Annotated in this window: 20 protein-coding genes; 9 read left to right on the forward strand and 11 right to left on the reverse strand. The window is 69.9% G+C overall.

The window, feature by feature from the left end; genetic code table 11:
• Window positions 1-22 precede the first annotated feature (22 nt).
• From OEJ37_RS04730 to OEJ37_RS04755, 6 genes are all read right to left on the reverse strand, one after another.
• Window positions 23-913: a polysaccharide deacetylase family protein gene (locus tag OEJ37_RS04730; protein WP_263343343.1), complete on the reverse strand. Its 891-nt coding sequence runs from the start codon at window positions 911-913 to the stop codon at window positions 23-25.
• Window positions 910-3,381, reverse strand: a complete 2,472-nt coding sequence (locus OEJ37_RS04735; protein ID WP_263343344.1) for an MMPL family transporter — start codon at window positions 3,379-3,381, stop codon at window positions 910-912. Before OEJ37_RS04735 ends, OEJ37_RS04730 begins: the two co-directional genes overlap by 4 nt.
• On the reverse strand, window positions 3,381-4,016 hold the full coding sequence (locus OEJ37_RS04740) for an outer membrane lipoprotein carrier protein LolA (protein ID WP_175941310.1): 636 nt from the start codon (window positions 4,014-4,016) through the stop codon (window positions 3,381-3,383). The genes OEJ37_RS04735 and OEJ37_RS04740 overlap by 1 nt, the downstream gene beginning before the upstream one ends.
• Complete coding sequence (locus OEJ37_RS04745; protein ID WP_175941308.1) at window positions 4,013-4,990, reverse strand: acyl-CoA synthetase; 978 nt, start codon at window positions 4,988-4,990, stop codon at window positions 4,013-4,015. The genes OEJ37_RS04740 and OEJ37_RS04745 overlap by 4 nt, the downstream gene beginning before the upstream one ends.
• A complete protein-coding gene (locus OEJ37_RS04750; protein WP_263343347.1) occupies window positions 4,987-6,741 on the reverse strand; it encodes an acyl-CoA synthetase family protein in 1,755 nt (584 codons plus the stop codon). The genes OEJ37_RS04745 and OEJ37_RS04750 overlap by 4 nt, the downstream gene beginning before the upstream one ends.
• A 64-nt stretch (window positions 6,742-6,805) precedes the next feature.
• Window positions 6,806-7,459 carry a hypothetical protein gene (locus OEJ37_RS04755; protein WP_263343348.1) on the reverse strand — a complete coding sequence of 218 codons (654 nt, stop codon included), beginning with the start codon at window positions 7,457-7,459 and terminating at the stop codon, window positions 6,806-6,808.
• Window positions 7,460-8,036: 577 nt separating this feature from the next.
• Here OEJ37_RS04755 and OEJ37_RS04760 point away from each other — a divergent pair.
• The 5 genes from OEJ37_RS04760 (at window position 8,037) to OEJ37_RS04780 (ending at window position 12,394) form a co-directional block, all read left to right on the forward strand.
• On the forward strand, window positions 8,037-8,297 hold the full coding sequence (locus OEJ37_RS04760; protein ID WP_174422094.1) for a phosphopantetheine-binding protein: 261 nt from the start codon (window positions 8,037-8,039) through the stop codon (window positions 8,295-8,297).
• 114 nt (window positions 8,298-8,411) lie between these two features.
• Complete coding sequence (fabG, locus tag OEJ37_RS04765; RefSeq protein WP_174422083.1) at window positions 8,412-9,128, forward strand: 3-oxoacyl-ACP reductase FabG; 717 nt, start codon at window positions 8,412-8,414, stop codon at window positions 9,126-9,128.
• 87 nt (window positions 9,129-9,215) lie between these two features.
• Window positions 9,216-10,526, forward strand: coding sequence for an endoribonuclease L-PSP (locus OEJ37_RS04770; protein WP_263343351.1), 1,311 nt, complete (start codon window positions 9,216-9,218; stop codon window positions 10,524-10,526).
• A gap of 125 nt (window positions 10,527-10,651) precedes the next feature.
• Window positions 10,652-11,434 carry a glycosyltransferase family 2 protein gene (locus OEJ37_RS04775; RefSeq protein WP_174422081.1) on the forward strand — a complete coding sequence of 261 codons (783 nt, stop codon included), beginning with the start codon at window positions 10,652-10,654 and terminating at the stop codon, window positions 11,432-11,434.
• Window positions 11,435-11,632: 198 nt separating this feature from the next.
• Entirely contained in the window at window positions 11,633-12,394 is a 762-nt protein-coding gene (locus OEJ37_RS04780) for a M48 family metalloprotease (protein WP_174422080.1), read from the forward strand.
• 102 nt (window positions 12,395-12,496) lie between these two features.
• On the opposite strand, the gene OEJ37_RS04785 is transcribed toward OEJ37_RS04780, so the two are convergent.
• From OEJ37_RS04785 to OEJ37_RS04800, 4 genes are read right to left on the reverse strand one after another with little or no spacing between them, the layout of a single operon-like run.
• On the reverse strand, window positions 12,497-14,197 hold the full coding sequence (locus tag OEJ37_RS04785; protein ID WP_174419706.1) for a lactate permease LctP family transporter: 1,701 nt from the start codon (window positions 14,195-14,197) through the stop codon (window positions 12,497-12,499).
• A 57-nt stretch (window positions 14,198-14,254) separates the two neighbouring features.
• Window positions 14,255-15,700, reverse strand: a complete 1,446-nt coding sequence (locus OEJ37_RS04790; protein WP_174419707.1) for a LutB/LldF family L-lactate oxidation iron-sulfur protein — start codon at window positions 15,698-15,700, stop codon at window positions 14,255-14,257.
• On the reverse strand, window positions 15,697-16,443 hold the full coding sequence (locus OEJ37_RS04795; RefSeq protein WP_263343356.1) for a lactate utilization protein C: 747 nt from the start codon (window positions 16,441-16,443) through the stop codon (window positions 15,697-15,699). The genes OEJ37_RS04790 and OEJ37_RS04795 overlap by 4 nt, the downstream gene beginning before the upstream one ends.
• Window positions 16,440-17,240, reverse strand: coding sequence for a (Fe-S)-binding protein (locus OEJ37_RS04800; RefSeq protein ID WP_174419709.1), 801 nt, complete (start codon window positions 17,238-17,240; stop codon window positions 16,440-16,442). The genes OEJ37_RS04795 and OEJ37_RS04800 overlap by 4 nt, the downstream gene beginning before the upstream one ends.
• A 128-nt stretch (window positions 17,241-17,368) precedes the next feature.
• Here OEJ37_RS04800 and OEJ37_RS04805 point away from each other — a divergent pair, with 128 nt between their 5' ends.
• The 3 genes from OEJ37_RS04805 to OEJ37_RS04815 all read left to right on the forward strand — a co-directional run bounded on the left by OEJ37_RS04805 (window position 17,369) and on the right by OEJ37_RS04815 (window position 20,907).
• Window positions 17,369-18,085 (forward strand): FadR/GntR family transcriptional regulator, encoded by a 717-nt coding sequence (locus OEJ37_RS04805; protein WP_152860623.1) that lies wholly within the window; start codon window positions 17,369-17,371, stop codon window positions 18,083-18,085.
• A gap of 236 nt (window positions 18,086-18,321) precedes the next feature.
• Window positions 18,322-19,947, forward strand: a complete 1,626-nt coding sequence (locus OEJ37_RS04810; protein ID WP_263343357.1) for a phospholipase D family protein — start codon at window positions 18,322-18,324, stop codon at window positions 19,945-19,947.
• Between the two features lie 186 nt (window positions 19,948-20,133).
• Entirely contained in the window at window positions 20,134-20,907 is a 774-nt protein-coding gene (locus OEJ37_RS04815) for a class II aldolase/adducin family protein (protein WP_174419711.1), read from the forward strand.
• Between the two features lie 21 nt (window positions 20,908-20,928).
• Here the strand turns inward: OEJ37_RS04815 and OEJ37_RS04820 are convergent, their stop codons facing one another.
• Window positions 20,929-21,894, reverse strand: a complete 966-nt coding sequence (locus tag OEJ37_RS04820) for a hypothetical protein (protein ID WP_175919110.1) — start codon at window positions 21,892-21,894, stop codon at window positions 20,929-20,931.
• A gap of 606 nt (window positions 21,895-22,500) precedes the next feature.
• Between OEJ37_RS04820 and OEJ37_RS04825 the strand changes: the two genes are divergently transcribed.
• The gene (locus tag OEJ37_RS04825) at window positions 22,501-22,935 is read left to right on the forward strand and encodes a CHRD domain-containing protein (protein WP_174419713.1); all 435 of its coding nucleotides are present in this window, start codon (window positions 22,501-22,503) and stop codon (window positions 22,933-22,935) included.
• Window positions 22,936-22,991: the final 56 nt, after the last annotated feature.

Genomic DNA, 22,991 nt, shown 5'->3' on the forward strand with positions numbered 1-22,991 from the left:
CTGGCAGGCGCACCGTTCGCGTTCAGATTTTATCAAACGGGGGGACTGGAACGCCCGGCTGGCCGGCCGGTTCGGGCGCGAGCGCCGCGCGCAGCGTGGTCCAGTGCAGTTGCGCATCGACGGCTGCGCGCAGTACCGCTTGCAGTACGTCGAGCACGATCGGCTCGCCGCGCGCGTCACGTGCCGCGTGACCGTCGTGCACGAGCAGGATGTCGCGCGGCGCGAGGCCGTGCAGCAGGCGGCGCGTGACGGTCGCGGCGTCGTACGCGCGGGTGTCGAAGCCGCGCCGCGTCCAGCTCGCAAGCTGCAGGCCGAGTTCGCACAGCACCGGTTCGAGAAACGGATTGCGCAGGCCGGCCGGCGCGCGGAAGAACAGCGGGCGCGTGCCGGCGATCTCGGTCAGCGTCTGCTGCGCGGCCGCGATCTCGCGCCGCAGCGCGGCGGGCCCCGACAGCGAGAACGTGTGCCGGTGCCGCTGGCTGTGGTTCTCGACCGCGTGACCGCGTGCGACGATCGCCTCGATCCATTGCGGATGACGGCGCGCGAGATCGCCGATGCAGAAGAACGTCGCACGGGCGTCGTAACGGTCGAGCAGGTCGAGCACGCGCGGCGTGACATCCGGGTCCGGGCCGTCGTCGATCGTCAGCGCGATCCGGCGGCCGGCACCGGCCGGCAGGCGCGTCCAGTTCGGGCCGAGCAGCGTGCTGCGCGGCCATAGGCCGGCTGCCGTCAGCGCGAGATGCGACGCGACCACGCCGCCGACGGCCCACGGCCATGCTGCCGGCTGCGCGACGACGGAGGCGGCCGCGCCCGCGTGCAGCGCGGCCGTGCCCGCGATCAGCGGCGTCGGCTGCCAGCGGCGCACGCCGGATTGGACGGGCTGTCGAGGCGGAACGGACGACGGTGCGTTCATGTCAGGCTCCGTTGACGACGATCGCCGGCCGCTGCGGCGCGTGGCGCGAGTATCGCCGCGAATGCGAGCGCGAGCATCGCGCCGGGGCCGACAGTCAGCCCGAAGGTTTCGAGCAGCGGCACGTGCGACAGCGCCAGCAGCCCGAAGCCTGCGACCGTCGCGAGGTTCGCGATCAGCAGCGACACGAGCGTGTACGGCGTGACGGGCTGCGCGTCGTCGCGCTTGCAGAAGAACAGTGCGTAGTTCGAGCCGACCGCGACGATCAGCAGCATGCCGACGAGGTGCAGGATCGTCAGTTGCACGCCGGCGAGCGCGAAGCCGGCCGTCACGACCAGCACGGCTGCGACGAGCGGCGCGAGCGCGCGCACGGCACGGCGCGGCGAACGCAGCGCGACCAGCAGCAGCACGGCGATCGCCGCGAAACCCGCGAGCGACAGCCGGATGTCCTCGTGCACGTAGCTTACGTACAGGCGATCGGCTTCGGCCTTCATGTCGACGAACAGCGCATCGGGCACGCCCGCTTGCGCGACGGCCGCGCGTATCGGTGTTGCGTCGAACCCTTGCGCCGATTGCGCCGCGCGTGCGGCGTCCGGCGCGCGCAGCGGCAGCATCGCGCTCCAGCGGCCGTCGCGTTCGGTCAGCAGCGCATCGACCGCGAGCGCCATCGACGTGCCGCGCAAGTCCGCACGCGTCAGCAGCGGCGCGTGGCGGGCGGCTTCGACATCGGCGATGAACGGCGCGAACAGGTCGGGTTTCACCGCGATCGGCTGGTTCGCGACGGCGTCGCGCATCCGCGCGGCAAGCACGTCCGCATCGGGCAGGCTCGCGTGGCGCGCGCGCTGCGCGGCGTCGCTCGGCAGGTAGCGCGCGGGGCTTTCGAAACCCGCGAGCGCGCCCCGGTCGACGAGCGGCTGCAGTTGCGCGGCGACCTTTTCGGCGCCTTCGAGCGCGGCCTGCTCGGTCGGCGCGGAAATCACGACGAGGTAGCGTACGTCGGGCGCGCCGACATCGGCGCGCAGCCGCGCGTCGAGCGCCTGCGCGCGCGCCGGCACGGGGCTGAGCGAGGCGAGCTCGCGGCTCCACAGGCCGTCGCGATGCAGCGCGAGCGTCGCGCACGCGGCCACCACCAGTACGGCGAGCGGCCAGCGCAGCCGCGGCGCGGCGTCGGCCGCGCGCGCGAGCACGGCGCCGACGCGCGACACGTCGCGGATCGCGACATGCTCGCCGCGCAGGTGCGGCAGCACGAAGCGCGTGACGAGCGCGGCGGCCGTCAGCCCGACGATCGAATACAACCCGAGCTGCACGAGGCCCGGGAATCCGGAGAACAGCATCGACGCGAATCCGCACACGGACGTCAGCACGCCGAGCCGGATCGTCGGCCAATACGCGGCGAGCCATGCGCGCGTCGCATCGGCGGGGCGTGCGGCACCGCGCGGGCCGGCCTGCGCCGATTGCACGAACAGGTAGATCGAGTAATCGACGGCTTCGCCGATCAGCGTCGTGCCGAAGCCGAGCGTCAGCCCGTGGACCGTGCCGAACGCGACGCTGACCGCCGCGATCCCGGCCGCGACGCCCGTCAGCACCGGCAGCAACCCGAGCGCGAGCGTGCGCGGCGAGCGGTACAGCGTCAGCAGCAGCGCGACGATCAACACGACGCTCGCCGTCGACAGCCGCTCGACGTCGTGCCGGATCGTGTCGCGCATGTCGACCGAGAACACGCCGGGGCCCGTCATCGCGAGCGTGGTCGCGGCCGCGTTCGGCACGGCCTGGGTCGCGGCGGCGAATGCGCGGCGCACCGTGTCGATCGCGCGCGCCTGCGCGTCGGTATCGGAGCCGGCCGCGGCCGTTTGCACGACGAGCACCGCGCGCGTGCCGTCGCGCGACGCCCACACGCCGTCGCGGCTTGCCGGTTGCGCCGCGCTGTCGAGCTGGTCGACGAGCGCGGCGACCTCGCCGGTCGGGTCGCGCGGCAGCATCGCCTTGGCCATGAGGCCGGCCGACGAACTCAGCAGGTCGAGGCTGTCGCCGAGCGCCTGGTGCAGGCCGTCGGCGCTGAAGCGTTGCGGCGTGACCGCCGGGCTCAGCAGGTAGCGATGATCGAAGACGAACTGCCGGTCGCGCGCGTCGTTCGCGGCTTCGCCATTGTTAATCGCCGCGAACTGCGGATCGGTGCGCAGCGTGCCGGCGATGCGCCGCGACAGCGCGGCGCGCGTACTTGCATCGCCGCCGTCGATCGCGACGAGGATCAGCCGCGACACGATGCCGTCGCGCAACTGGTCGACGAGCACGCGCTGCCCGGCGCTCGGCGAGTTTGGCAGGAACGCGGACAGGTCGGCCGTGAAGTGCGCGCGGCCGATCGCGACGCCGCATGCGACGAGCGCGAGCAGCCACACGAGCACCGCGCGCTGCCGCAACGCGTGCAGGCGGCCGGTGACGGGTGACGATGAAGGGCGCGTGCGTTGGTCCATCAGTTCGGATTCGCGGGAACGGGTTGCAGGCGCATCACCGAATGGTCGCCGTCGGCCTGCCGGATCGCGACGCCGCGCAATACGTCGCGCGTGCCGTCGAGCGTGATCGTGCTGATCACCTTCAGCATCCGCGAATCGAGCGGCGTGAGCGTCAGCGTCCAGTCGTCGCCGCGCCCGGCGAGCGCGACCTTGTACACCTGCTCGAGCGCGAAGCGGTTGCCGGCGAGCGTCGCGCGGATGCTGTCGATGAACGCGCCGAGTTCCGGATAGCGCGCGAGCGCGAGCGTGTACTTGCGGTTGTTGCGTTCGACGGTGAGCATGTCGCCGTCGACGACGAGGTGTTCGGGCTTCGGGTTCAGCGTGTGCTTTTCCAGATGATCGGGCGCGACGAACACGAGTTCGCCGGACGATTCGACCGGCTGCGTGGCGATCGACAGGTACTTCGTCTCGGTGAACGTCGCGCGTCCCGACTTGTGCTGCGCGAGCGTCGACATCAGCCGGTCGAGGTTCCAGGCCGACCCGGTGTCGGCCGCCTGCGCGGGCGCGGCCAGCGCGATCGCGGCGGTGGTCGCGGCGAGCCAGTAGGCGACGCGGGGCAACGCGAACGGGGACAGGAAGCGGAGAACGGCGGTCATGCGTCGGAATCCCTCGTGGCGGGCAGGTCGGCAGCGGCGTGCGCAGTGTCGCTGCGGGCGGTCGCGGTTTCGCCGACTTGCCAGAAATCGAAATAGTTGAACCAGTTGTACGGTGCCGCGCGGCAGTACCTGTCGAGCAGCGCGACGTAGCGCTCGAGTGCCGCGTCGACGGCCGCCGCGCGCGCGTCGCGCCGCACGTCGGAGAAATCGGCGAGCGTCTCGAAGTGCACGTCGTAGCGATTGCCGTCGCGATAGAGGCCGGTCATGAAGATCACCGGGCGCCGCAGCATCGCGGCCATGTAGAGCGGGCCGAGCGGGAACGCGGCCGGCGCGCCGAGCAGCGGCAGCCGTCGCAGCGACGCGGCCGCGTCGTCGAGCAGTGTGCGGTCGGCGAGCATGCCGATCATGCAGTTCGCGTCGAGGCGCTCGCGCACCTTCAGCATCGAGTCGACCTGCCCGAGCGCGATCACTTCCGGCGTCGCGGCGGGATTCACCGCGGCGAGCGTCGCGTTGATCTTGCGCGCGTTCTTCTCGTACATCGTGACGACGACGCGCAGGTCCGGGTGCGTGCGGCCGATCGCGCGCATGACCTCGAAGCTGCCGAGGTGCGCGCCCATCAGGAATGCGCCGCGTCCGCCCGCGAGCGCATCGTCGACGAGCGTTTGGCCGTGCAGCCGGATGTCGAACAGGTCGAAGCGCTCGTTCATCAGGTAGATGCGATCGTGGATCGTCGCCGCGAACGTGAACACGTGCCGGTACACGTCGCGCCAGCGCGCGGGTCTGCCGAGCACGCGACGCAGGTAGTCGCGCGACGCCGCACACGCGACCGGCGAGAACAGCACGAAATACGTCGCGATCAGATGCAGCACGATGCGCGCGCGCTGCCGTCCGAAGCGCAGCGAGATCCATGTCATCGCGCGCAGCAATCCCGCGTTGCTGCGTTCCTGGCGCTCGGCCCACGCGGTGCGCTTCATGGCTGCGCGCCATCCTGCGAGGCCGGCGGCGCGGACAGCACGCCGGTCGCGACATCGCGCGGCCCGGCGCGCAGCGTGAAGCGGATCGCGCCGCTGGCTGCGGCGTCGAACGCGACATCGAGCGGTTCGCCCGGTGCGACCGGGCTCAGGAATTTCGCGGAGCCGAGCCGCCACGCGTGCAGCGGGCGGTTCAGCGCCGCGCCGATCGCGTGGATCGCGTGATCGAGCAGCACGACGCCCGGCACGACCGGATGGCCGGGGAAGTGGCCGGGCAGCGCCGGATGATCGGCGGGAATCGTGAACGCGAGCGCGGGCGTGCCGGCCGCGTCGTGCGCGGGCAGCGATGCGGCCACGGCACGCGTGTGTCGTGCAACGAGCGCGGCCAGCACGTCGCGCGGCAGCTTGCCTGTTTCGTTGCGCGGCAGCGCATCGACGAATACGAGCGGGCGCGGCATGAACGCGGGATCGATCCGCTCGCGCAGCGCGCGCTGCAGATCGGCGGCGGCGAGCGTCGGCGCGACGACGAGCGCGACGAGGCGCGTGACCGGTTCGAGGCTCGTATCATCGTGCGCGGCTGCGGTTTCGTCGGGCATGAAGAACACGCCGTCGACCACCTCCGGAATCGCGTTCAGCTGATGGTTCAGGTACGCGAGCGACGTGCGCTTGCCGGCGATGTTGACGAGATCGGCCTTGCGGCCGTGCAGCAGGAAGCGGCCGTCGCCGAGCAGTTCGAGCGCATCGCCCATCGGCACGGGCGCCTCGACGTGCCCGCCCGACACCCAGACGGTCGGCCCGCCGTCGTCTCCCGCGCCGTCGCTTGCCGGCTCGTCGCGCGTGTCGAGCCGGATGCCCGGGAACAATTGCCACACCGCGCCTTGCGACGTGCGGCGGGTCGCGATCTGGCCGGTCTCGGTGCTGCCGTAGATCTCGACGAGCGGCGCGTCGAGCGCGGCCTCGGCCTCGCACGCGAGCTTCTCCGATAGCGGCGCGGTGGCCGACAGCACGAGCGCCGCACGCGGCAGCGCATGGCCGGCCGACAGCAGCGCACGCAGGTGGATCGGCGACGTGACGAGCACGCGCGGCTGCGGGATCGAATCGAGTTCGTCGCGAATGTCGACCGGGTAGAACGGCTGGCGGTTGCTGAACGCGAGGCCGCCGATCAGCGCGAGCAGCACCGTCGATTCGAAGCCGTACATGTGCTGCGCGGGCACCGTGCCGATCAGCGTGGCCGCGCGGCCGTCGAGCAGCCCGAGGCGGTCGGCCGCCGCGCGCACGCAGCCGACCAGGAAACCCCAGGTCTTGCGGTGCGGCACCGGCGCGCCGGTCGAGCCGGACGTGAACACGTAGGCCATGATCCGCGCCGCATCGATCTGCGGCACGGCGAACGGCGCATCGTCGGCGAGGTCGCCGGGAGCGGCGTCGGGATACGCGAAGCGCGGCAGGTCGATCGCGCAGTCGGGCGCGTCGTGCAGGCAGAACGCATCGGGCGCGAACGACGCGAGCTGGCGGACCATTTCCGGCGTGTGCGTCGACGGCAGCAGGCTGACCTTGCCGGCCACGAGCGCCGCGCACAGGCTGACCGCGAAGCGGTAGCGATCGCGGCACACGTTGAACACGTGAGCGCCGGCGGGCAGCGCGGCGGCCACGCGCGCGACGTCGGCGACGAACGCGCGCACGGTGACGGGCGCGCCGTCGCGCCAGGCGATCGTCTGGTCCGGCGACGAATGGAATACCAGCGGGTGAGTCGGCATAAATCGGTAAAAACGGGAGCGAAGGTCGGTGCGGCCGCGTTGCGGCGCCGCGCCGGCCGTGAATTCATCGAGACGCCTGCGACGCGTGCGTTGTCGCGCGATACGCGCGCACCGCTTCGATCATCCGCGGCCGCGGCTCGCGCGGCAGCGCGAAGCGCCGGAACGCATGCTCGGTGGCGAACATCACGGCGACGAGCGGCAGCGACAGGTAGTTCGCGAACGTCGACCACGTGACGATCGGCGCGGTCGCGAACAGCAGTGTCGACACGGCGGCGATCGCGACGAAGAACAGCGTCCACGCGAGCGTGATCTGCCGCGTATAGCGCGCGACGGCCGGCGTGACCGCGCCGTGGATCATCGTCGCGAAGCGCGTGCAAAGCGGCACCTCGCCGGCCGCGAGCGTGCGCCCGAACAGCAGCGCCATCGCGACGTTGAAGCTCGCGTGTTCCAGATACAGGCCCCATTCGAAGTGCTGCGCGAGAGGCGCGCGCGCGGCCCACAGCGCGGCGGCGGCCAGCAGCCACGCCGGCACGAACCATACACGTCGCGGCGAGCGCAGCGCAGCGCCGAGCGCGAGCAGCAGCGGCGGCACGAGCGCCATCGCGAGGCCGAAGCCGTGCGCGCCGGGCGTCGCGGCCGCGTAATGCGCGCCGGCCTGGTAGGCCGCCACGGCGCCGACCGCGGCGACGCCGCGCGCGATGGGAGGCAGCCGGCTCATCGGCGGCCTCCGGGCGTACGGTGCGGGCATCCGCGTCCGGCTGCAGTTGCAGGGCAGCGGCTGACGGGCGGACGAACCGGAACGGAGCGGAACGACGGATGCGGCATGACTGGAGACATCGGGCTGATCGTGGCCGGACGCGGTGGCCGGGCCGTCAAACATCATACGAATGGCGGCCGGGACCCGGGTCCCGGCGGGTTGTCGAGTGCGCCCATTTTAGGGCCGCGGCATTACGTGTTCGGGGCCTGCGCGTGCGGGTTTTGTAACCGATTGTATGGCACCGGACGAACGGTTTCGCGGGGTCGGTCCATTTCCATCCAAAGCGGCTCAAGCGTCTCGTGCATTCGTGTCACGAAACGGGCCGCGGCACCGGCTCGCCAGTCTGTAACCATTCCCCGTATACGGCCCGATACCCATCGTCTAGAATCCGCGTAACTTTTACAAACGATCCCCAAATAACGCAGGCGGGGACGCCGGCAGACGCCGGAGGGACGGAGATTTGCACGCGCCGGGCGTGCACGACGGTTGCCGTTTCCGGGTGCCTCCCGCTGCCATTGGCCGCCTGCTCGCACGCATGATGAACGCACTGGAACAAGAGCTCGCCACGCTGATCATCGGCGAACTGAATCTCGAAGACGTCCCGCTCGAAACAGTGACGGGAGAGACCCCGCTTTACGGCGAAGGTTTCGGGCTCGACTCCATCGACATCCTGGAAATCGCGCTGCTGATCTCGAAGAAATACGGCTTCGAACTGCGCTCGGACAACCCGGATAACCAGAAGATCTTTGCGACGCTCGGTGCGCTGGCCGCGTACGTCGCTGCGCATCGCACGAAGTAGGTAATGGCGTCGCGCTCGGGCGCGGCGCGCAGGTGATGACGACATGCGGCGGCGATCGGCAGACGATGCGCCGCCGCGTCGATCGAGGTGGAACGCGATGAACGGAGCAATTCGATGCGCGCGCTCGTGACGGGCGGCAGCGGCGCACTCGGGCAGGCGATCTGCACGGCGCTCGCGCAGGCCGGCCATGAAGTGTGGGTCCATGCGAACCGCCATCTCGCGCAGGCAGAGGCGGTCGCGCAGCAGATCGTCGCGGCCGGCGGCACCGCGCGCGCGATCGCGTTCGACGTGACCGACGCCGACGCGACGCTCGCCGCGCTGGCGCCGCTTGCCGACGAATCGCCGGTGCAGATCCTCGTCAACAACGCGGGCATTCACGACGACGCGCCGATGGCCGGCATGTCGCGCCGGCAGTGGCACAGCGTGATCGACGTGACGCTCAACGGCTTTTTCAATGTCACGCAGCCGCTGCTGCTGCCGATGATCCGCACGCGACGCGGGCGGATCGTCAACATCGCATCGGTGGCCGGCGTGACCGGCAATCGCGGGCAGGTCAATTACGCGGCCGCGAAGGCGGGGCTGATCGGCGCGACCAGGTCGCTGTCGCTGGAGCTTGCGTCGCGCGGCATCACCGTGAACGCGGTCGCGCCCGGCATCATCGAATCGCCGATGGCCGAACAGGCGTTTCCCGCCGAACGGATCAAGCAGCTCGTGCCCGCGCAGCGCGCGGGCCGGCCCGACGAAGTCGCGGCGATGGTCGCGTATCTGGTGTCCGACGCCGCCGCCTATGTGACCGGGCAGGTGATGTCCGTCAACGGCGGGCTCGCATGACGAAACGCGCGGCGTCGGGCTGACGTCGCGCAACGCGATGCAGGCCGCAATGTCGCGCGGCCAGCGCCGCATAGTGAGGAAATCGAAGTGTCCGTGCATCCAGTCGACGCCGAACGGCGCCCGTGTTCCCTGTCGTCAGCCGCCGCGCCGAGCGCGCGCGGGCAAGCTGCAGCGGTGCCGGACGCATCGCGATCGGGCACGCCGCTCGCACACGGCGGCGATCGCGCACTGCGGCTCGTCCGGATGAGTCATGCGCGGCTCGCCGCGCTGCTGCACGATGCGCGCATGCGGGGCGACGGATTCGACCGCGCGTTTCCGGGCGCGTTGGGCGCGGTGTGCATCGGCGCGGCCGGATTGCGGGATGAATCGTACGCAGGATCGCAGGCCGAATCGCAAGCCGATGCGGCGGCGCGGATGCTGGCCGATGCGGCGCCCGATCTGCCGGTCGCACCGGTGCAGATGGCGCTGCTCGGCGCCGGCGTCGCGCCGGGCGATGCCGTCTGCGAAATCTGGCAATGCAACGCGCACGACCTGCGCAGCGAGCGGCGCGGCGCGCTGCACTATCGCTACAGCGAAGCGGCGGGGCTCGTGTTCGGCAGCATCGTCGTGCACGAGGCACACGACGCGCAGCGCGACGGCGGCACGCCGCTCGAACGCGCGACGCGCAATGCATACCGCACGCTGTTCGACGTGCTCGATACGCTCGGCATGCCGCATCCGCTGCGCATCTGGAACACCGTGCCGGCGATCAATGCCGTGCAGTTCGGGATCGAACGCTATCGTCAGTTCAATATCGGCCGTCAGCACGCCTTCGACGCGTGCCGCCGCGCACTGACGGGCGGCGTGCCGGCCGCGTGCGCGCTCGGTTCGGTCGTGCCGGTCGCGGGCGACGCGTCGCCGGACGCGCCGCTCGCGATCCATTTCCTCGCGAGCCGCACGTCGGCCGATCCGGTCGAGAACCCGCGTCAGGTCAGCGCGTATCACTATCCGGCGCAGTACGGCCCGCGTGCGCCGACGTTCGCGCGCGCAGCCGCCTGGGCGGACGGCGACGCCGCGCCGGTGCTGTTCGTATCGGGCACCGCGAGCATCGTCGGGCACCGCACCGTGCATCGCGGCGACGTCGTCGCGCAAACGCGCGAGACGGTCGCGAACCTCGCCGCCGTGCTCGAGCAGGCCGCGCGGCAGGGGCATGGCCCGTTCTCGCTCGCTGACCTGAGCTATCGCGTCTACGTGCGCGATGCCGGCGATGCCGCGGTGCTTGCCGCGATCGATCGTGTGCTGCGCGATGCCGCCGGCCCCGGCGTGTGGCCGCTCTTCGTCCATGCGGACGTATGCCGCGACGACCTGCTGGTCGAGATCGAGGCCAGCGCGGGTCACGTGGTGGAGTGGCTGTCGTGAAGCGGGAGAACTTGACGAGCCGACGACCTTCGCCGCATACGCCCGGCGTCGACGAAGCCTGCCGCCGGTCGTCGGCAAGTCATAAACTTTTGTCAGGATCCCTGTCTTCGCATTCGGCCGTTCCCATGTCCAAGCTGCACGCATCATCCACCCATCTCGTCCTGATTCCGAGCTACAACCCGGGTGCCAAGGTCGACACGACCGTGCGCAATGCCCGTGCGCAGTGGAATCCGGTGTGGGTCGTCGTCGACGGCAGCACCGACGGCAGCACCGAGCGGCTGCAGGCGATGGCCGAGCACGATCCTGGGTTGCGCGTGATCGTGCTGCCTGAGAACCGCGGCAAGGGCGTCGCGGTGCTCGCGGGGCTCGACGCGGCTGCCGCGAGCGGCTTCACGCACGTGCTGACGATGGATTCCGACGGCCAGCATCCGGCCGACCTGATTCCCGCTTTCATGGCCGCGTCGCAGGCCGCGCCCGATGCGATGGTGCTGGGCGTGCCGAAGTTCGACGCGAGTGCGCCGCAGTTGCGCGTGCAGGGGCGCCGGCTGTCGAACGCGTGGGCCGACCTCGAGACGCTGTGGGCCGGGATCGGCGATTCGCTGTACGGCTTTCGCGTGTATCCGGTCGCGCCGCTCGCCGCGATCATGCGGCGGCAGCCGTGGATGCGCGGCTTCGACTTCGATCCCGAAGCGGCCGTGCGGCTGTGCTGGGCGGGCGTGCGTCCGATCCGCATCGACGCGCCGGTGCGCTATTTCGGCCGGCACGAGGGCGGCGTGTCGCATTTCCACTACGGCCGCGACAATGCGCTGCTCGTATGGATGCACCTGCGGCTTTTCGCCGGCTTCGCGGTGCGGCTGCCGATGCTGGTCGCGCGGCGGCTGATGCGCCGCCGCGGCCAGACGGCCTGAGCCGCGCGCCCGTTTTCCCTCCCGATCGTCGCCCGCTCGCGGCGATTGCTTCGGTTTTGATCTTCAATTTCGCTGAAAATCGCCGCTTCGCATCAATCCTATGAGCAATTAAGGTGTCATAGGATGTAAACATCTGGTAATTTTCTGCCGGATTATGCAAAATCGCCGCTCCCAAATACAACTATCGAGGGATCCGGGATGCAACTCAAGAAAGCGGTGGCAGCGTGTGGCGTGGCGTTCCTGTTGAGCGCATGCGGCGGGGTACAGAGTCTCGACGCGAACAGCCTGACGTCGGCGGGCACGAACCTGTTCAAGGCAGCGACGCTGTCGGATACGGACATCGCCGCGCTGTCGAACGACTCGTGCAAGTCCAGCGACGCCGAATCGAAGATCGCGCCGGCGAACAGCGCGTATTCGAAGCGTCTGACGAAGGTGATGAAGGGCTTCGGCGACATGACGCTGAACGGCCAGAAGGTCAACTACAAGGTCTACGTGACCAAGGACGTCAACGCGTGGGCGATGGGCAACGGCTGCGTGCGCGTGTACAGCGGCCTGATGGACATGATGAACGACGACGAACTGCGCGGCGTGATCGGCCATGAAATGGGCCACGTCGCACTGGGTCACTCGAAGAAGGCGATGCAGACGGCATACGCGGTGAGCGCGGCGCGCAGCGCGGCCGGCGCGGCATCGCCGGGCGTGGCGGCGCTGACGAGCTCGCAGCTCGGCGACATCACCGAGAAGTTCATCAACGCGCAGTTCTCGCAGACGCAGGAAAGCGCGGCGGACGACTACTCGTTCGACCTGATGAAGCAGAAGGGCATGAGCCAGAAGGGCCTCGTCACCGCATTCCAGAAGCTCGCGAAGCTCGATGGCGGCCAGAGCTCGATGATGAGCTCGCACCCGTCGTCGACGAGCCGTGCGCAGCACATCGAGGATCGCATCGCGAAGGGCAGCTGATCGCGCAGCCGCCCGCCGGCCGTCGTCGGCGAGCGGCAGGCGAAATGAAAAACCCCACGCTCTTCCGGGCGTGGGGTTTTGTTTTTTGGGACGGCGTGCCGCTTACGGCACCATCCCCGGCAGCACGTAAGCCTGCACGAGCGTGATCAACCCGACGATCACCGCGAACAGCAGGCTGTGCCGCACCGTGAAGCGGAACAGCGCCGACTCGTTGCCGACGAGGCCCGTCGCCGCGCACGCGACCGCGATCGACTGCGGCGAGATCATCTTCGCGGTCACGCCGCCCGTCGTGTTCGCGGCCACCGCGAGCGTTTCGGGCACGCCGAGCTGATGGGCCGTGGCCTGCTGCAGCGAGCAGAACAGGGCGTTCGACGACGTGTCCGAGCCGGTCAGGAACACGCCGAGCCAGCCGAGGAACGGCGAGAAGAACGGGAACGCGGCGCCGGTCGCGGCCAGCATCAGCGCGAGCGTCGACGACATCCCCGAATAGTTCGCGACGAACGCGAACGCGAGCACGAGGCCGATCGACAGGATCGGGCGCGTCAGCTCCTTCAGCGTCTCGCCGAACGTGACGAGCGCGTCGCGCGGCTTCATCCGCAACAGCGCCATCGAGATCAGCGCGGTCACGAGGATCGCGCTGCCCACTGCCGACACCAGATCGATCTTCAGCACGGCTTCGAGCGCCTTCGGCGTCGCGGCGATCGGCGCGGTCTTCACGACGAGCTGGTCGAGCCCCGCCACATGGAACTTCAGCACGGTCGACGCAAGCGCGCCGTGCGCGGCGAACAGCGCCTTGAACGGTGCGATGCTCCACACGGTGACGACGGCCGTCAGGATCAGGAACGGCGACCATGCGCGCACGGTCTGCACGAGCGTGTACGGCGACGCCTGCCGGCTCGTGCCCGCGTCGAATCGGCCCGCGCCGAAACCGGCCAGCGCCGCGCCGCCGCCGGACGCGACGATGCCGCCTGCCGGCTGCTTCGCGGTGCGCGGCTGCCACACCTTCAGGAACGTCGCGAGCGCGACCAGGCTGACGAGCGACGACGTGATGTCCGGCAGTTCGGGCCCGATGTGGTTCGACGTGAAGTACTGCGTGACGGCGAAGCTGCCGCCCGCGACGAGCGCGGCCGGCCAGGTCTGCCGCACGCCGCGCAGCCCGTCCATCATGAACACGAGCCAGAACGGCACCGCGAGCGACAGCAGCGGCAACTGGCGGCCGGCCATCGCGCCGATGTGGAACGGGTCGATGCCCGTCACCTGCCCGGCGACGATGATCGGAATGCCCATCGCGCCGAACGCGACCGGCGCGGTGTTCGCGATCAGGCACAGCCCGGCCGCGTGCAGCGGCTTGAAACCGAGGCCGACGAGCAGCGCGGCCGTGATCGCGACAGGCGCGCCGAAGCCGGCCGCGCCTTCGAGGAATGCGCCGAACGAGAAGCCGATCAGCAGCATCTGCAGGCGCTGGTCGTCGGTGATCGACAGCACGGACGCGCGGATGATGTCGAACTGGCCCGTCTTCACGACGATCTTGTACAGGAACACGGCCGCGACGATGATCCACGCGATCGGCCACAGGCCGTATGCGAAGCCGAAGCCGGCCGCCGCGAGCGCCTGCGGCACGGGCATCCCGTACGCGAGGATCGCGACGCCGAGCGACAGCAGCAGCGTGATCGCGGCCGCGACGTGGCCCTTCAGCCGCAGCGCGGCCAGCGCGACAAAAAAGAAGATGATCGGGATCGCGGCGACGAACGCCGACAGCCCGAGGCTGCCGAGCGGGGTGTAGATCTGATGCCAAACCTGCATGGGTGTCTCCTCCATCTGTGTCTGTATTTCTATGGGTACGGTCGGGAAAGCGGTGTCTTATTCGGGCTGGCCGCGTGCGCGCAGCAGGTCGGACAGGCTGCGCGGCGCCGGTTCGAGCGGCGTGCGGTGCTGCGTCCAGCCCATCTGTTTCGCGGGCGTCAGCGCACGCAGGCGGGTCGCCGCCCAGCGGAACGCGCGGTACGCGCGCGGATGCGCGAACGCGCCCGACCAGAAGCGCCACACGAGGTCTTCCGCGCGGTTGTAGTTCGCGCCCTGGCCGCGCAGCGGATGCGCGACGGGTTCGTCGGGCTTGCGGTTCGCCTCGGTGCGCAGCCGCACGAGCAGTTGCGGGATCGGGATCCGGACCGGACATACCTCGCCGCATGCGCCGCACAGCGTCGACGCGGTCGGCAGGTCGGCCGTCGCGTCGAGGCCGAGCAGGTGCGGCGAGATGATCTTGCCGATCGGCCCCGGGTAGGTCGTCCCGTAGGCGTGGCCGCCGATGCGCGTGTAGACGGGGCAGTGGTTCATGCACGCGCCGCAGCGGATGCACTGCAGCGTCGAACGCAGCTGTTCGTCCGCGTAGGCCTGCGTGCGGCCGTTGTCGAGCAGCACGAGATGCAGTTCGCGCGGGCCGTCGCGTTCGCCGTCGCGGCGCGGGCCCGAGATCAGGTTGAAGTAGGTCGTGATCGCCTGGCCGGTGGCCGAGCGCGTGAGCAGGCTCGACAGCGGCACGATGTGCTCGAGCTTCTCGACGACCTTCTCGATCCCCATGATCGCGATGTGCGTGTCGGGCACCGTCGTCGACAGACGGCCGTTGCCTTCGTTCTCGACGAGCCACAGCGTGCCCGTGTCGGCCGCCGCGAAGTTCACGCCGGACAGGCCGATGTCCGCGTCGGCGAACGCGCGGCGCAGCGCGCGCCGGCCGGTCTGGATCAGCTCGTCGACGTCCTCCGTGTAGCGCGTGCCGGGGATGTGCTTCTCGAACAACCCGGCGATGTCGCCGCGCGTCTTGTGGATCGCCGGCATCACGATATGCGACGGCTTCTCGCCCGCGAGCTGCACGATGAACTCGCCCATGTCGGACTCGATGCAGTCGACGCCGTGATCCGCGAGGTAATGGTTCAGCTCGATTTCCTCGCTCGCCATCGACTTGCCCTTGATCACGCGGCGCGCCTTCTTCGCCTGCGCGATGCCGAGCACGATCGCGTTCGCGTCGGCGGCCGTCTCGGCCCAGTGCACATGCACGCCGGCTTCGACGAGCTTCGCCTCCAGCCGCTCGAGCAGCGCCGGCAACTGCGCGAGCGCGTGCTGGCGCACGGCTTCGCCGAGATCGCGCAACTGCTGCAGCTCGGTGTCGTCGGGGAATTGCGTTGCGCGCTTGCCCTGCAGGAAGTCCATCGCGCCGCGAAAACTCCGGCGCAAAGCGGGATCGTCGAGCGCGGCGCGCGCGCGGGCCTTGAAGTCGCCGGGGGCGACGAATTGCAGCGTGTGGTCGCTCATCGCGGCAGCTCCTCGCAAGCGGTTGCGGCCGGCCGGGTGGCCGTGGCATCGGCATTGGCAGCCGGATCGGTGACGATCACGACCCACAGGCGGCGCGGGCCGTGCGCGCCATAAGCGAGCGTCTGCTGGATGTCGGACGTCTTCGACGGCCCCGACACCAGCACGAGGTTGGTCGGCATGCCGGCGTGCCAGTGCTCCGCGTGCACGGCGGCGTGCAGGTCCGCATGCAGCGTGTTCGCGCGGACGAGCGCGACATGCAGCGGCGGCACCAGCGACACCGTGCGCGGGGTGCCGGCGTCGGGGGCGAGCACGACGGTGCCGGTTGCGGCAATGCCCGAGCGTGCGACGGTGAAGCCCGCATCGATCGTGTCGAACAGTTCGGCCTTCCACGCGTCGATCGGCCGGTCGAACGGCACGGGCGCGACCGCGTCGGGCAGCGCGCGGGCGAGCGCCGCGGATTCGGCGCGCGCCGGGTCGAGCAGCAGGCGGCGCACGCCGGCGTCGGCGAGACGCGCGGCGAGTTGAGCGGGCCATTCGTCGTCGGTCGCGCACCAGACTTCCGCGTGCGATGCGGCGAGCGCGGCCTGCATCGCCGATGCGAGCGCGAGCGGATCGCGCGCGGCCGATGTGCGGCGCGTGTCGTAATGCGTGTCGATGCGTGCGTCGAGCGCGGCGGCGGCCGTCGCGGCAACGCCCGGGGCGGCGGCGCGCAGGCGCGCGAGAATCGCGGCGCGCGCGCTCATTGCTTGTCTCCGCGCAGCGACGCGGCACCGGCCGTGCGCCGCCACAGGAAGCTCGCGAGATGCTCGACCGGCAGCTGCGCGCCGGCCTTGGTCGCAGCGTGGCCGATGTTCAGCAGGCAGCCGCAGTCCGCGGATACGAGCCGGTCGCAGCCGGTCGCGCAGGCCGACGCGACCTTGTCGTGCACCATCGCGCCGGAGATGTCGGGATGCTTCAGCGAGAACGTGCCGCCGAAGCCGCAGCATTCGGATTCGCGTTCGTGTTCGATCCGCGTCACGCCCGGCAGCGCGTCGACGAGCGCGACGCCGTGCACGCGCGTGCCCATCTCGCGGCGCGCCGCGCACGACGTGTGCAGCACGACGCGCTCGTCGGGCCCGGCGCTTGCCGCGGCCGCGTCGAGTTGCACGTCGAGCACATGGACGAGGAATTCTGCGAGTTCGTAGGTCCGCTCCGCGATTGCCCGCGCCTTCGGGCCGTGGACGGGATCGTCGGCGAACAGCGCCGGCCAATGGTGACGGATCATGCCCGCGCACGAGCCGGACGGCACGATCACGGGCCACGGTTCGGCGAACAGGTCGAGCTGCGCGGCCGCGACGCGGCGCGCTTCGTCGGGATTGCCGCTGCTGTAGGCCGGCTGCCCGCAGCAGCTCTGGCCGCGCGGATAGTGGACGGTCAGGCCCTCGCGCTCCAGCAGGCGGACCGCGTCGAGCCCCGCTTCGGGGACGAACAGGTCGACCAGGCAGGTCGCGAACAGATAGACGTGCGCGGGGGCGGCGGCGGGGTACTGCCTTTCGTTCATGTCTCGCTCCAGTGGCGACGGCCCGGCATGCGGGACGACGATTTCGCTGCATAATTCCCGCGACGGCGCCGTAGCTCAAATTGGTTGGGCCAATCGGCGCGACGGGCATTCCGGAGGGAGACGCGACGATGGCAGCGATGACGGCACGGGGCCGGACCGAAGTGGTGATGCGCAAGATCGAGACGGCGCTGCTCGACGGCACCTGGCCGGCCGGTGCGCGCCTGCCGGCCGAACGCGTGCTCGCGCAGCAGTACGGCGTCGCGCGCAATACGGTGCGCGAGGCGACCCAGCGGCTCGTCGCGCGCGGGCTGCTGCAGAGCCGGCGCGGCGCGGGCGTCTACGTGACGGACCAGTTGCGCGCGGGCATCGCGTCGCCGTGGGGCCAGCTGGTTGCCGATCATCCGGCGCTGCGCGACGACATCCTCGAATTCCGCCGCGTGCTCGAAGGCGCGACCGCGTATTTCGCCGCGCTGCGGGCCGATGCGAACGACCGGCGCCGGATCCGCACGCTGCTGCGCGAACTCGAAACCGCGCATGCGAACGACGACGCGGCCGTCGAGGCCGCGACCGACGCGAAGCTGCACGAGGCGATCGCACGCGCATCGCACAACACGATGTTCCTGCACCTGCATACGAGCGTGATCGGGATGCTGCGCGAGCACATCTCGATCAACGTGGCGGGCATGACGACGGACGACGAGCAGGCGTCCGAGCTGCTATTGCTGCAGCACCGCGTCGTATGCGACGCGATTTGCGCGCACCGGCCCGAAGAGGCGCGCACCGCGATGCAGACGCATATCGACTACGTGCGCAGCCATTTCGAGCGCAGCGGCGACGCGGCATGAGATTGGTCGGACCGCTTCGGTGCGCGGGCCGCCCGGCGGACGGGTCCGGGGTGACCGGATATCGACGCCAGGCACGCGGTCATTCGCCGGCCGCCCACACCGCCCGCCGCGGCAGCGGGGCGCCGCCCGCGCGATTGACCGGTTCGTCGGGCGCCCACTAGAATCGGCTGGAACCGCCCGCCAGCCGCGCGCCGCGGCGAATGCGGACCGTTGTTCCGCCAGTCGAGGAAGCTTCCGTGCTCACGTCTTTCATCCGGCGCGCGTCGGCCGCGCTATCGTGGCGCGCCGCATGCCGCCCGGCTCGCACGCTGGCCGTCTGCGTGCTGCTGTCGCTCGTCGCCGCGTGCGCGACGCATCCGCCCGCCACCACGCTCGATCGCCCGGTCTCCCATGCATTGCCGCCCGATACCGCGACGCCGCTGCGCGACGCGCTGGCCGCGCCCGGGGCCGCGCATCCGGGCCAGTCGGGTTTCCGGCTGCTGGCGGACGGCGCCGAGGCGCTGCAGATGCGCATCGCGCTCGCACGCGCCGCGACGAAGACGCTCGACATGCAGTACTACATCGCGACCGAGGACGCGACCGGCAAGCTGCTGCTCGCCGCGGCGCTCTACGCGGCCGATCGCGGCGTGCGCGTGCGGATGCTGGTGGACGACCTGAACTTCCGCGATATCGATCGCATCATGGCCGCGCTGAACACGCACCCGAACATCGAGATCCGCGTGTTCAACCCGTTCGGCGCGTCGCGGCAGCGCATGGTCGAGCGCACGACCAACTTCTTCACGCGCATCGACAGCTTCACGCGCCGGATGCACAACAAGGCGATGATCGCGGACAACCAGATCGCGATCGTCGGCGGCCGCAATCTCGGCGACGAATATTTCAGCGCGAGCCCGACGCTGCAGTTCCGCGATCTCGACGTGCTCGCCGCCGGCCCCGTGACGAACGACATCTCGGCGAGCTTCGACACCTACTGGGCAAGCGCGAGCAGCTATCCGCTGCGCGTGCTGAATCACCAGTCGTTCGATCCAAAGGATCTCGACGCGATGCGCGACGAGCTGCGCAAGCACTGGCGCCAGAACGCCGATCCGTACAACGCGAAGCCGCTGAACGCGACGCCGCTCGCGCAGCAGATCGCGCGCGACGAACTCGGGCTCGTGTGGGCGCCGGCCGAGTTCAAGGCCGACGCGCCCGACAAGGTCGCGCAGCCGGACGACGCGTACGTGAGCCCGCCGATGCGGCGCCTCGTCGAACTGACGCGCGGCGCGCAGCAGGAATTCCTCGCGTTCTCGCCGTATTTCGTGCCGCACGACGCGGGCGTGAAGATTCTCGGCGACACGACCGCGCGCGGCGTGCGCGTCGCGATCCTGACGAATTCGCTCGCCGCGACCGACGCGGTTGCCGTGCAGGCCGGCTACGGGCCGTACCGCGTGCCGCTGCTGCAGCACGGCGTCGAGCTGTACGAGTTCAAGGCGCAGCCCGGCCGGCAGCGCCCGCTCCTGTTCGGGTCGCGCTCGCGGGCCAGCCTGCACACGAAAGCGTATGTGATCGACCGGAAGATTCTCGTGATCGGCTCGATGAACCTGGATCCGCGCTCAGCGCACCTGAATACCGAACTGGCGCTCGTGATCCACAGCCCGGCGCTCGCGCAGCAGGTCGCGACGATCTTCGCGCGCGTGACGCAGCCGGACGAAAGCTATCGCGTGAGCCTCGCGACGCAGGCGGGCGGCGGCGCGCCTGAACTCGAGTGGACGGGCACGGACGACGGCGTGCCGACCACCTATCACGTCGATCCGCACGCGGGGCTGCTGCGCAACCTGATGACCGGCATCTTCACGCTGCTGCCGGTCGACGACCAACTTTAGGGCCAGCGCAGGCCCGTTATCGGCGTGAACAGGCCCCAAGAGAACGGCAGCGCTCCGGCTAAACCCGCGTTACCGGTGCGCGAGGAAAGGTGATATGGTTGTGCGCGCAACTATCATGTCGGCATGACGGTGCCGCCGGACGGCTCGCGCCATGCGCACCGCCCACATCCGCAACCGGAGTTCCCCATGCAACGTGTACCGAACCAGCCGTTCACGCGTCCCGCCCGCTTCTCCGAAGCCGAATGGCAGGCGCGCGTGCAGCTCGCGGCGGCCTACCGCATCTTCGATCATCTCGGCTGGACCGAGCTGATCTACAACCATATCTCGCTGCGCGTGCCGGGCGAGGACGGACATTTCCTGATCAATCCGTTCGGGCTCCATTACAGCGAGGTGTGCGCGTCGAACCTTGTGAAGATCGACCTCGACGGCAACGTGATCGGGCATTCCGACTGGCCGATCAATCCGGCCGGCTTCACGTTCCACAGTGCGATCCATGCGGCGCTGCCCGATGCGCACTGCGTGATGCATGTGCACACGACGCCTGCGATGGCCGTGTGCTGTTCGCGCGACGGGCTGTCGTTCTCCAATTTCTATTCCGCGCAGTTGTACGGGAAGATCGCATATCACGACTTCGAGGGAATCACCGTGCATCTGGAGGAGGGGCGGCGCATCGTCGAGAGTGCCGGCGGGCGGCCCGTGCTGCTGCTGCGCAATCACGGACCGGTGACGATCGGCGCGACGCTCGCGCAGACGTTCTCGCTGATGTGGCTGCTCAATCGCGCGTGCGAGGTTCAGGTTGCCACGCACGCGATCGGCGACGCGCTGCCGATCGCGCCGCCCGTGCTGGAAGCGTGCGTTCGGGATTCGCTGAATTTCGACCCGAAGCATGGCGCGGGGCAGGACGCGTTCGACGCGTTGCAGCGCATCGTCGATCGCATCGACCCCGGCTATCGCGCGTGACGCGGGGCGGCCGCGCGGCCGCTAGAAGCGGTAGCCGAGGCCGGCCTGGATCACGTCGGTGTCGCGGTTGTAGCGCGTGACCACGCGGTTCCACGTGATGCGCGTGAGCCAGCGATCGGAGAGCCGGTAGCTGGCCGAGATCGACACGATGCCCGAGAGCCGGCCGTCGCTGGGCCCGGGTTGTCCTTCCCGGTTGCGCTCGTTGACCGCGAAATAGCCGCCGGCGCCGGCCGCCAGCGTGACCTTGTCGTTCAGGAACGCGCGCGTGAGCCACAGCTCCGATGCAATCCCGTTGCGGCGGATGCCCTGTTTCGCGCCTTCGTACAGCCACGTCGCCGTCCAGTCGACCGTGCGCGTGAGGCCGCGCCGGTATTCGAGGCTGCCGCCGAGCGTCGACGGCGACGAGCGGCTGTTGAGGATCGTCTCGCCGAGCATCGCGGTGACCTCGTTGTCCGTGACCTTGCGCGTGCGTGGCAGCGCGGTGTCGCGCGGGCCCGCCGTGTCGGGCGCATCGAGCTGGTAGCCGACGCCGAATATCACCGACGTCGTCGCGGGGCCGCTGAACACCTGAGTGCGGTTCAGCTGAAGCTGCGCGAGCCAGCGGTGCGACGTGTAGTACGTGGCGCGCACGCTCATCAGCACGCCCCAGCCGTGCGTGTTCGAGTAGCCGCCGCCTTGGGCGACCGGCACCGTATCGAAGTAGCGATACGGGCCGACGCCGGCCGACAGCACGAAGCGGCGATTCTCGAGCGGCATGCGGCCCCAGAACTGCACAGCCTGGCCGTCGCGGTGGTGATTCGGAATGTGGCCTTCGTTGAGCCAGGTGAAGCCGAGCGCGGTGTGTGCGCTCAGGCCTTCCTGATAGTCGAACGCCCACGAGTACGAGCGGCCGCCGCCACCCCACAGCGAGCCGGCGAACAGCGAGAATTCCTGCGCATCGGCAGGTGCGCCGTAGAGCGCGGCAACGGAACACAGGCCCGCCAGCATCGGGCGGACACGGAGAGGTCGGGGCGGGCGGGGCAGCGGACGACGGGCCGGCACGGTTCACTTCCAGTTACGATCGGACGTCGTCATTGTCACGCGCACGCGACGACGTGTCGATGAGGGTTTGCGCAATTCCCTGTTCCGCGTCGTGACCACGGCGCGTGCGCGTCTTCGCGCCGCACGACAGGATGGGCAGTGCGAGATGCGATGCGAAGGAGCGGCAGCGGAAACTGCTTCGGCATGCTTGTCATCCGGCGAGTACGAGTTCGCTTCGCGATGCCGGCATGCCACGTCGCCAGGCCGCGCAGCGCGCGCAAAAAAAAACGCGGCCGGGTGGCCGCGTGAATACTCGCAGACTCCTTCGGACGAAGGAAACAAGCAACTGTGAGACGAAGTGTAGCGAAAGGCCGTGCGCGGATTCAGGTGTCAGGCTGCAAAGGTCTCTTCCAAGTTTCGGCGGGCTGTGTGGGCGTGCGATCCGCATCGACGATGCCCGGCGCGCCCGGCCGGGCGCGATCCATGGTGCGAATGGTCGACAGGCTGTCGGATCGACTACCATCACGTAACGCCCCCGTTCGGGCGGCGTACAACGTCGTGCAAGGAGAGTCCATGCTTAAGCTGCGTTTGCTCCAGGTCGCGTTACTCGCGGGCGTGCTGGCCGCCGGCAGCGCCGCCGCCGAAACGGTGCGCCTGTCCGCCAATCTCCAGCCGTCGAGCGAAGTGCCGCCGACGACGACCAAGGGCTCGGGCGCGGTCCACGCCACCTACGACACGGCCACGCACATGCTGCAGTGGATGGTTACTTACGAACACCTCACGGGGCCGGCCACCGCCGCGCATTTCCACGGGCCCGCGCCGGTCGGCCAGAACGCGGGCGTGCAGGTGCCGATTCCGAAGGACGAGCTGGCGAGCCCGATCAAGGGCTCGAAGGAGCTCACCGACGCGCAGGTGACTGACCTGATGGGCGGCAAGTGGTACTTCAACGTCCATACAAAGGAGCACCCGTCCGGCGAGATTCGCGGCCAGGTGATGCCGGCGAACTGACGGCCGGCGTTCGGGCGTTGCGCGGCAAGCCTTGCAAGGGCGGGACCCGAGCGGTT

It is taken from the genome of Burkholderia sp. BKH01 (assembly GCF_025685725.1).
In the GTDB taxonomy this organism is placed as follows: Bacteria; Pseudomonadota; Gammaproteobacteria; order Burkholderiales; family Burkholderiaceae; genus Burkholderia; species Burkholderia pyrrocinia_C.

Excerpts from the sequence above, each read along its gene's own strand:
- OEJ37_RS04730 (WP_263343343.1), bottom strand. The coding sequence starts at position 913 with ATGAACGCACCGTCGTCCGTTCCGCCTCGACAGCCCGTCCAATCCGGC.
- OEJ37_RS04735 (WP_263343344.1), bottom strand. The coding sequence starts at position 3,381 with ATGGACCAACGCACGCGCCCTTCATCGTCACCCGTCACCGGCCGCCTG.
- OEJ37_RS04740 (WP_175941310.1), bottom strand. The coding sequence starts at position 4,016 with ATGACCGCCGTTCTCCGCTTCCTGTCCCCGTTCGCGTTGCCCCGCGTC.
- OEJ37_RS04745 (WP_175941308.1), bottom strand. The coding sequence starts at position 4,990 with ATGAAGCGCACCGCGTGGGCCGAGCGCCAGGAACGCAGCAACGCGGGA.
- OEJ37_RS04750 (WP_263343347.1), bottom strand. The coding sequence starts at position 6,741 with ATGCCGACTCACCCGCTGGTATTCCATTCGTCGCCGGACCAGACGATC.
- OEJ37_RS04755 (WP_263343348.1), bottom strand. The coding sequence starts at position 7,459 with ATGAGCCGGCTGCCTCCCATCGCGCGCGGCGTCGCCGCGGTCGGCGCC.
- OEJ37_RS04760 (WP_174422094.1), top strand. The coding sequence starts at position 8,037 with ATGAACGCACTGGAACAAGAGCTCGCCACGCTGATCATCGGCGAACTG.
- fabG (WP_174422083.1), top strand. The coding sequence starts at position 8,412 with ATGCGCGCGCTCGTGACGGGCGGCAGCGGCGCACTCGGGCAGGCGATC.
- OEJ37_RS04775 (WP_174422081.1), top strand. The coding sequence starts at position 10,652 with ATGTCCAAGCTGCACGCATCATCCACCCATCTCGTCCTGATTCCGAGC.
- OEJ37_RS04780 (WP_174422080.1), top strand. The coding sequence starts at position 11,633 with ATGCAACTCAAGAAAGCGGTGGCAGCGTGTGGCGTGGCGTTCCTGTTG.
- OEJ37_RS04785 (WP_174419706.1), bottom strand. The coding sequence starts at position 14,197 with ATGCAGGTTTGGCATCAGATCTACACCCCGCTCGGCAGCCTCGGGCTG.
- OEJ37_RS04790 (WP_174419707.1), bottom strand. The coding sequence starts at position 15,700 with ATGAGCGACCACACGCTGCAATTCGTCGCCCCCGGCGACTTCAAGGCC.
- OEJ37_RS04795 (WP_263343356.1), bottom strand. The coding sequence starts at position 16,443 with ATGAGCGCGCGCGCCGCGATTCTCGCGCGCCTGCGCGCCGCCGCCCCG.
- OEJ37_RS04800 (WP_174419709.1), bottom strand. The coding sequence starts at position 17,240 with ATGAACGAAAGGCAGTACCCCGCCGCCGCCCCCGCGCACGTCTATCTG.
- OEJ37_RS04805 (WP_152860623.1), top strand. The coding sequence starts at position 17,369 with ATGGCAGCGATGACGGCACGGGGCCGGACCGAAGTGGTGATGCGCAAG.
- OEJ37_RS04815 (WP_174419711.1), top strand. The coding sequence starts at position 20,134 with ATGCAACGTGTACCGAACCAGCCGTTCACGCGTCCCGCCCGCTTCTCC.
- OEJ37_RS04820 (WP_175919110.1), bottom strand. The coding sequence starts at position 21,894 with ATGCTGGCGGGCCTGTGTTCCGTTGCCGCGCTCTACGGCGCACCTGCC.
- OEJ37_RS04825 (WP_174419713.1), top strand. The coding sequence starts at position 22,501 with ATGCTTAAGCTGCGTTTGCTCCAGGTCGCGTTACTCGCGGGCGTGCTG.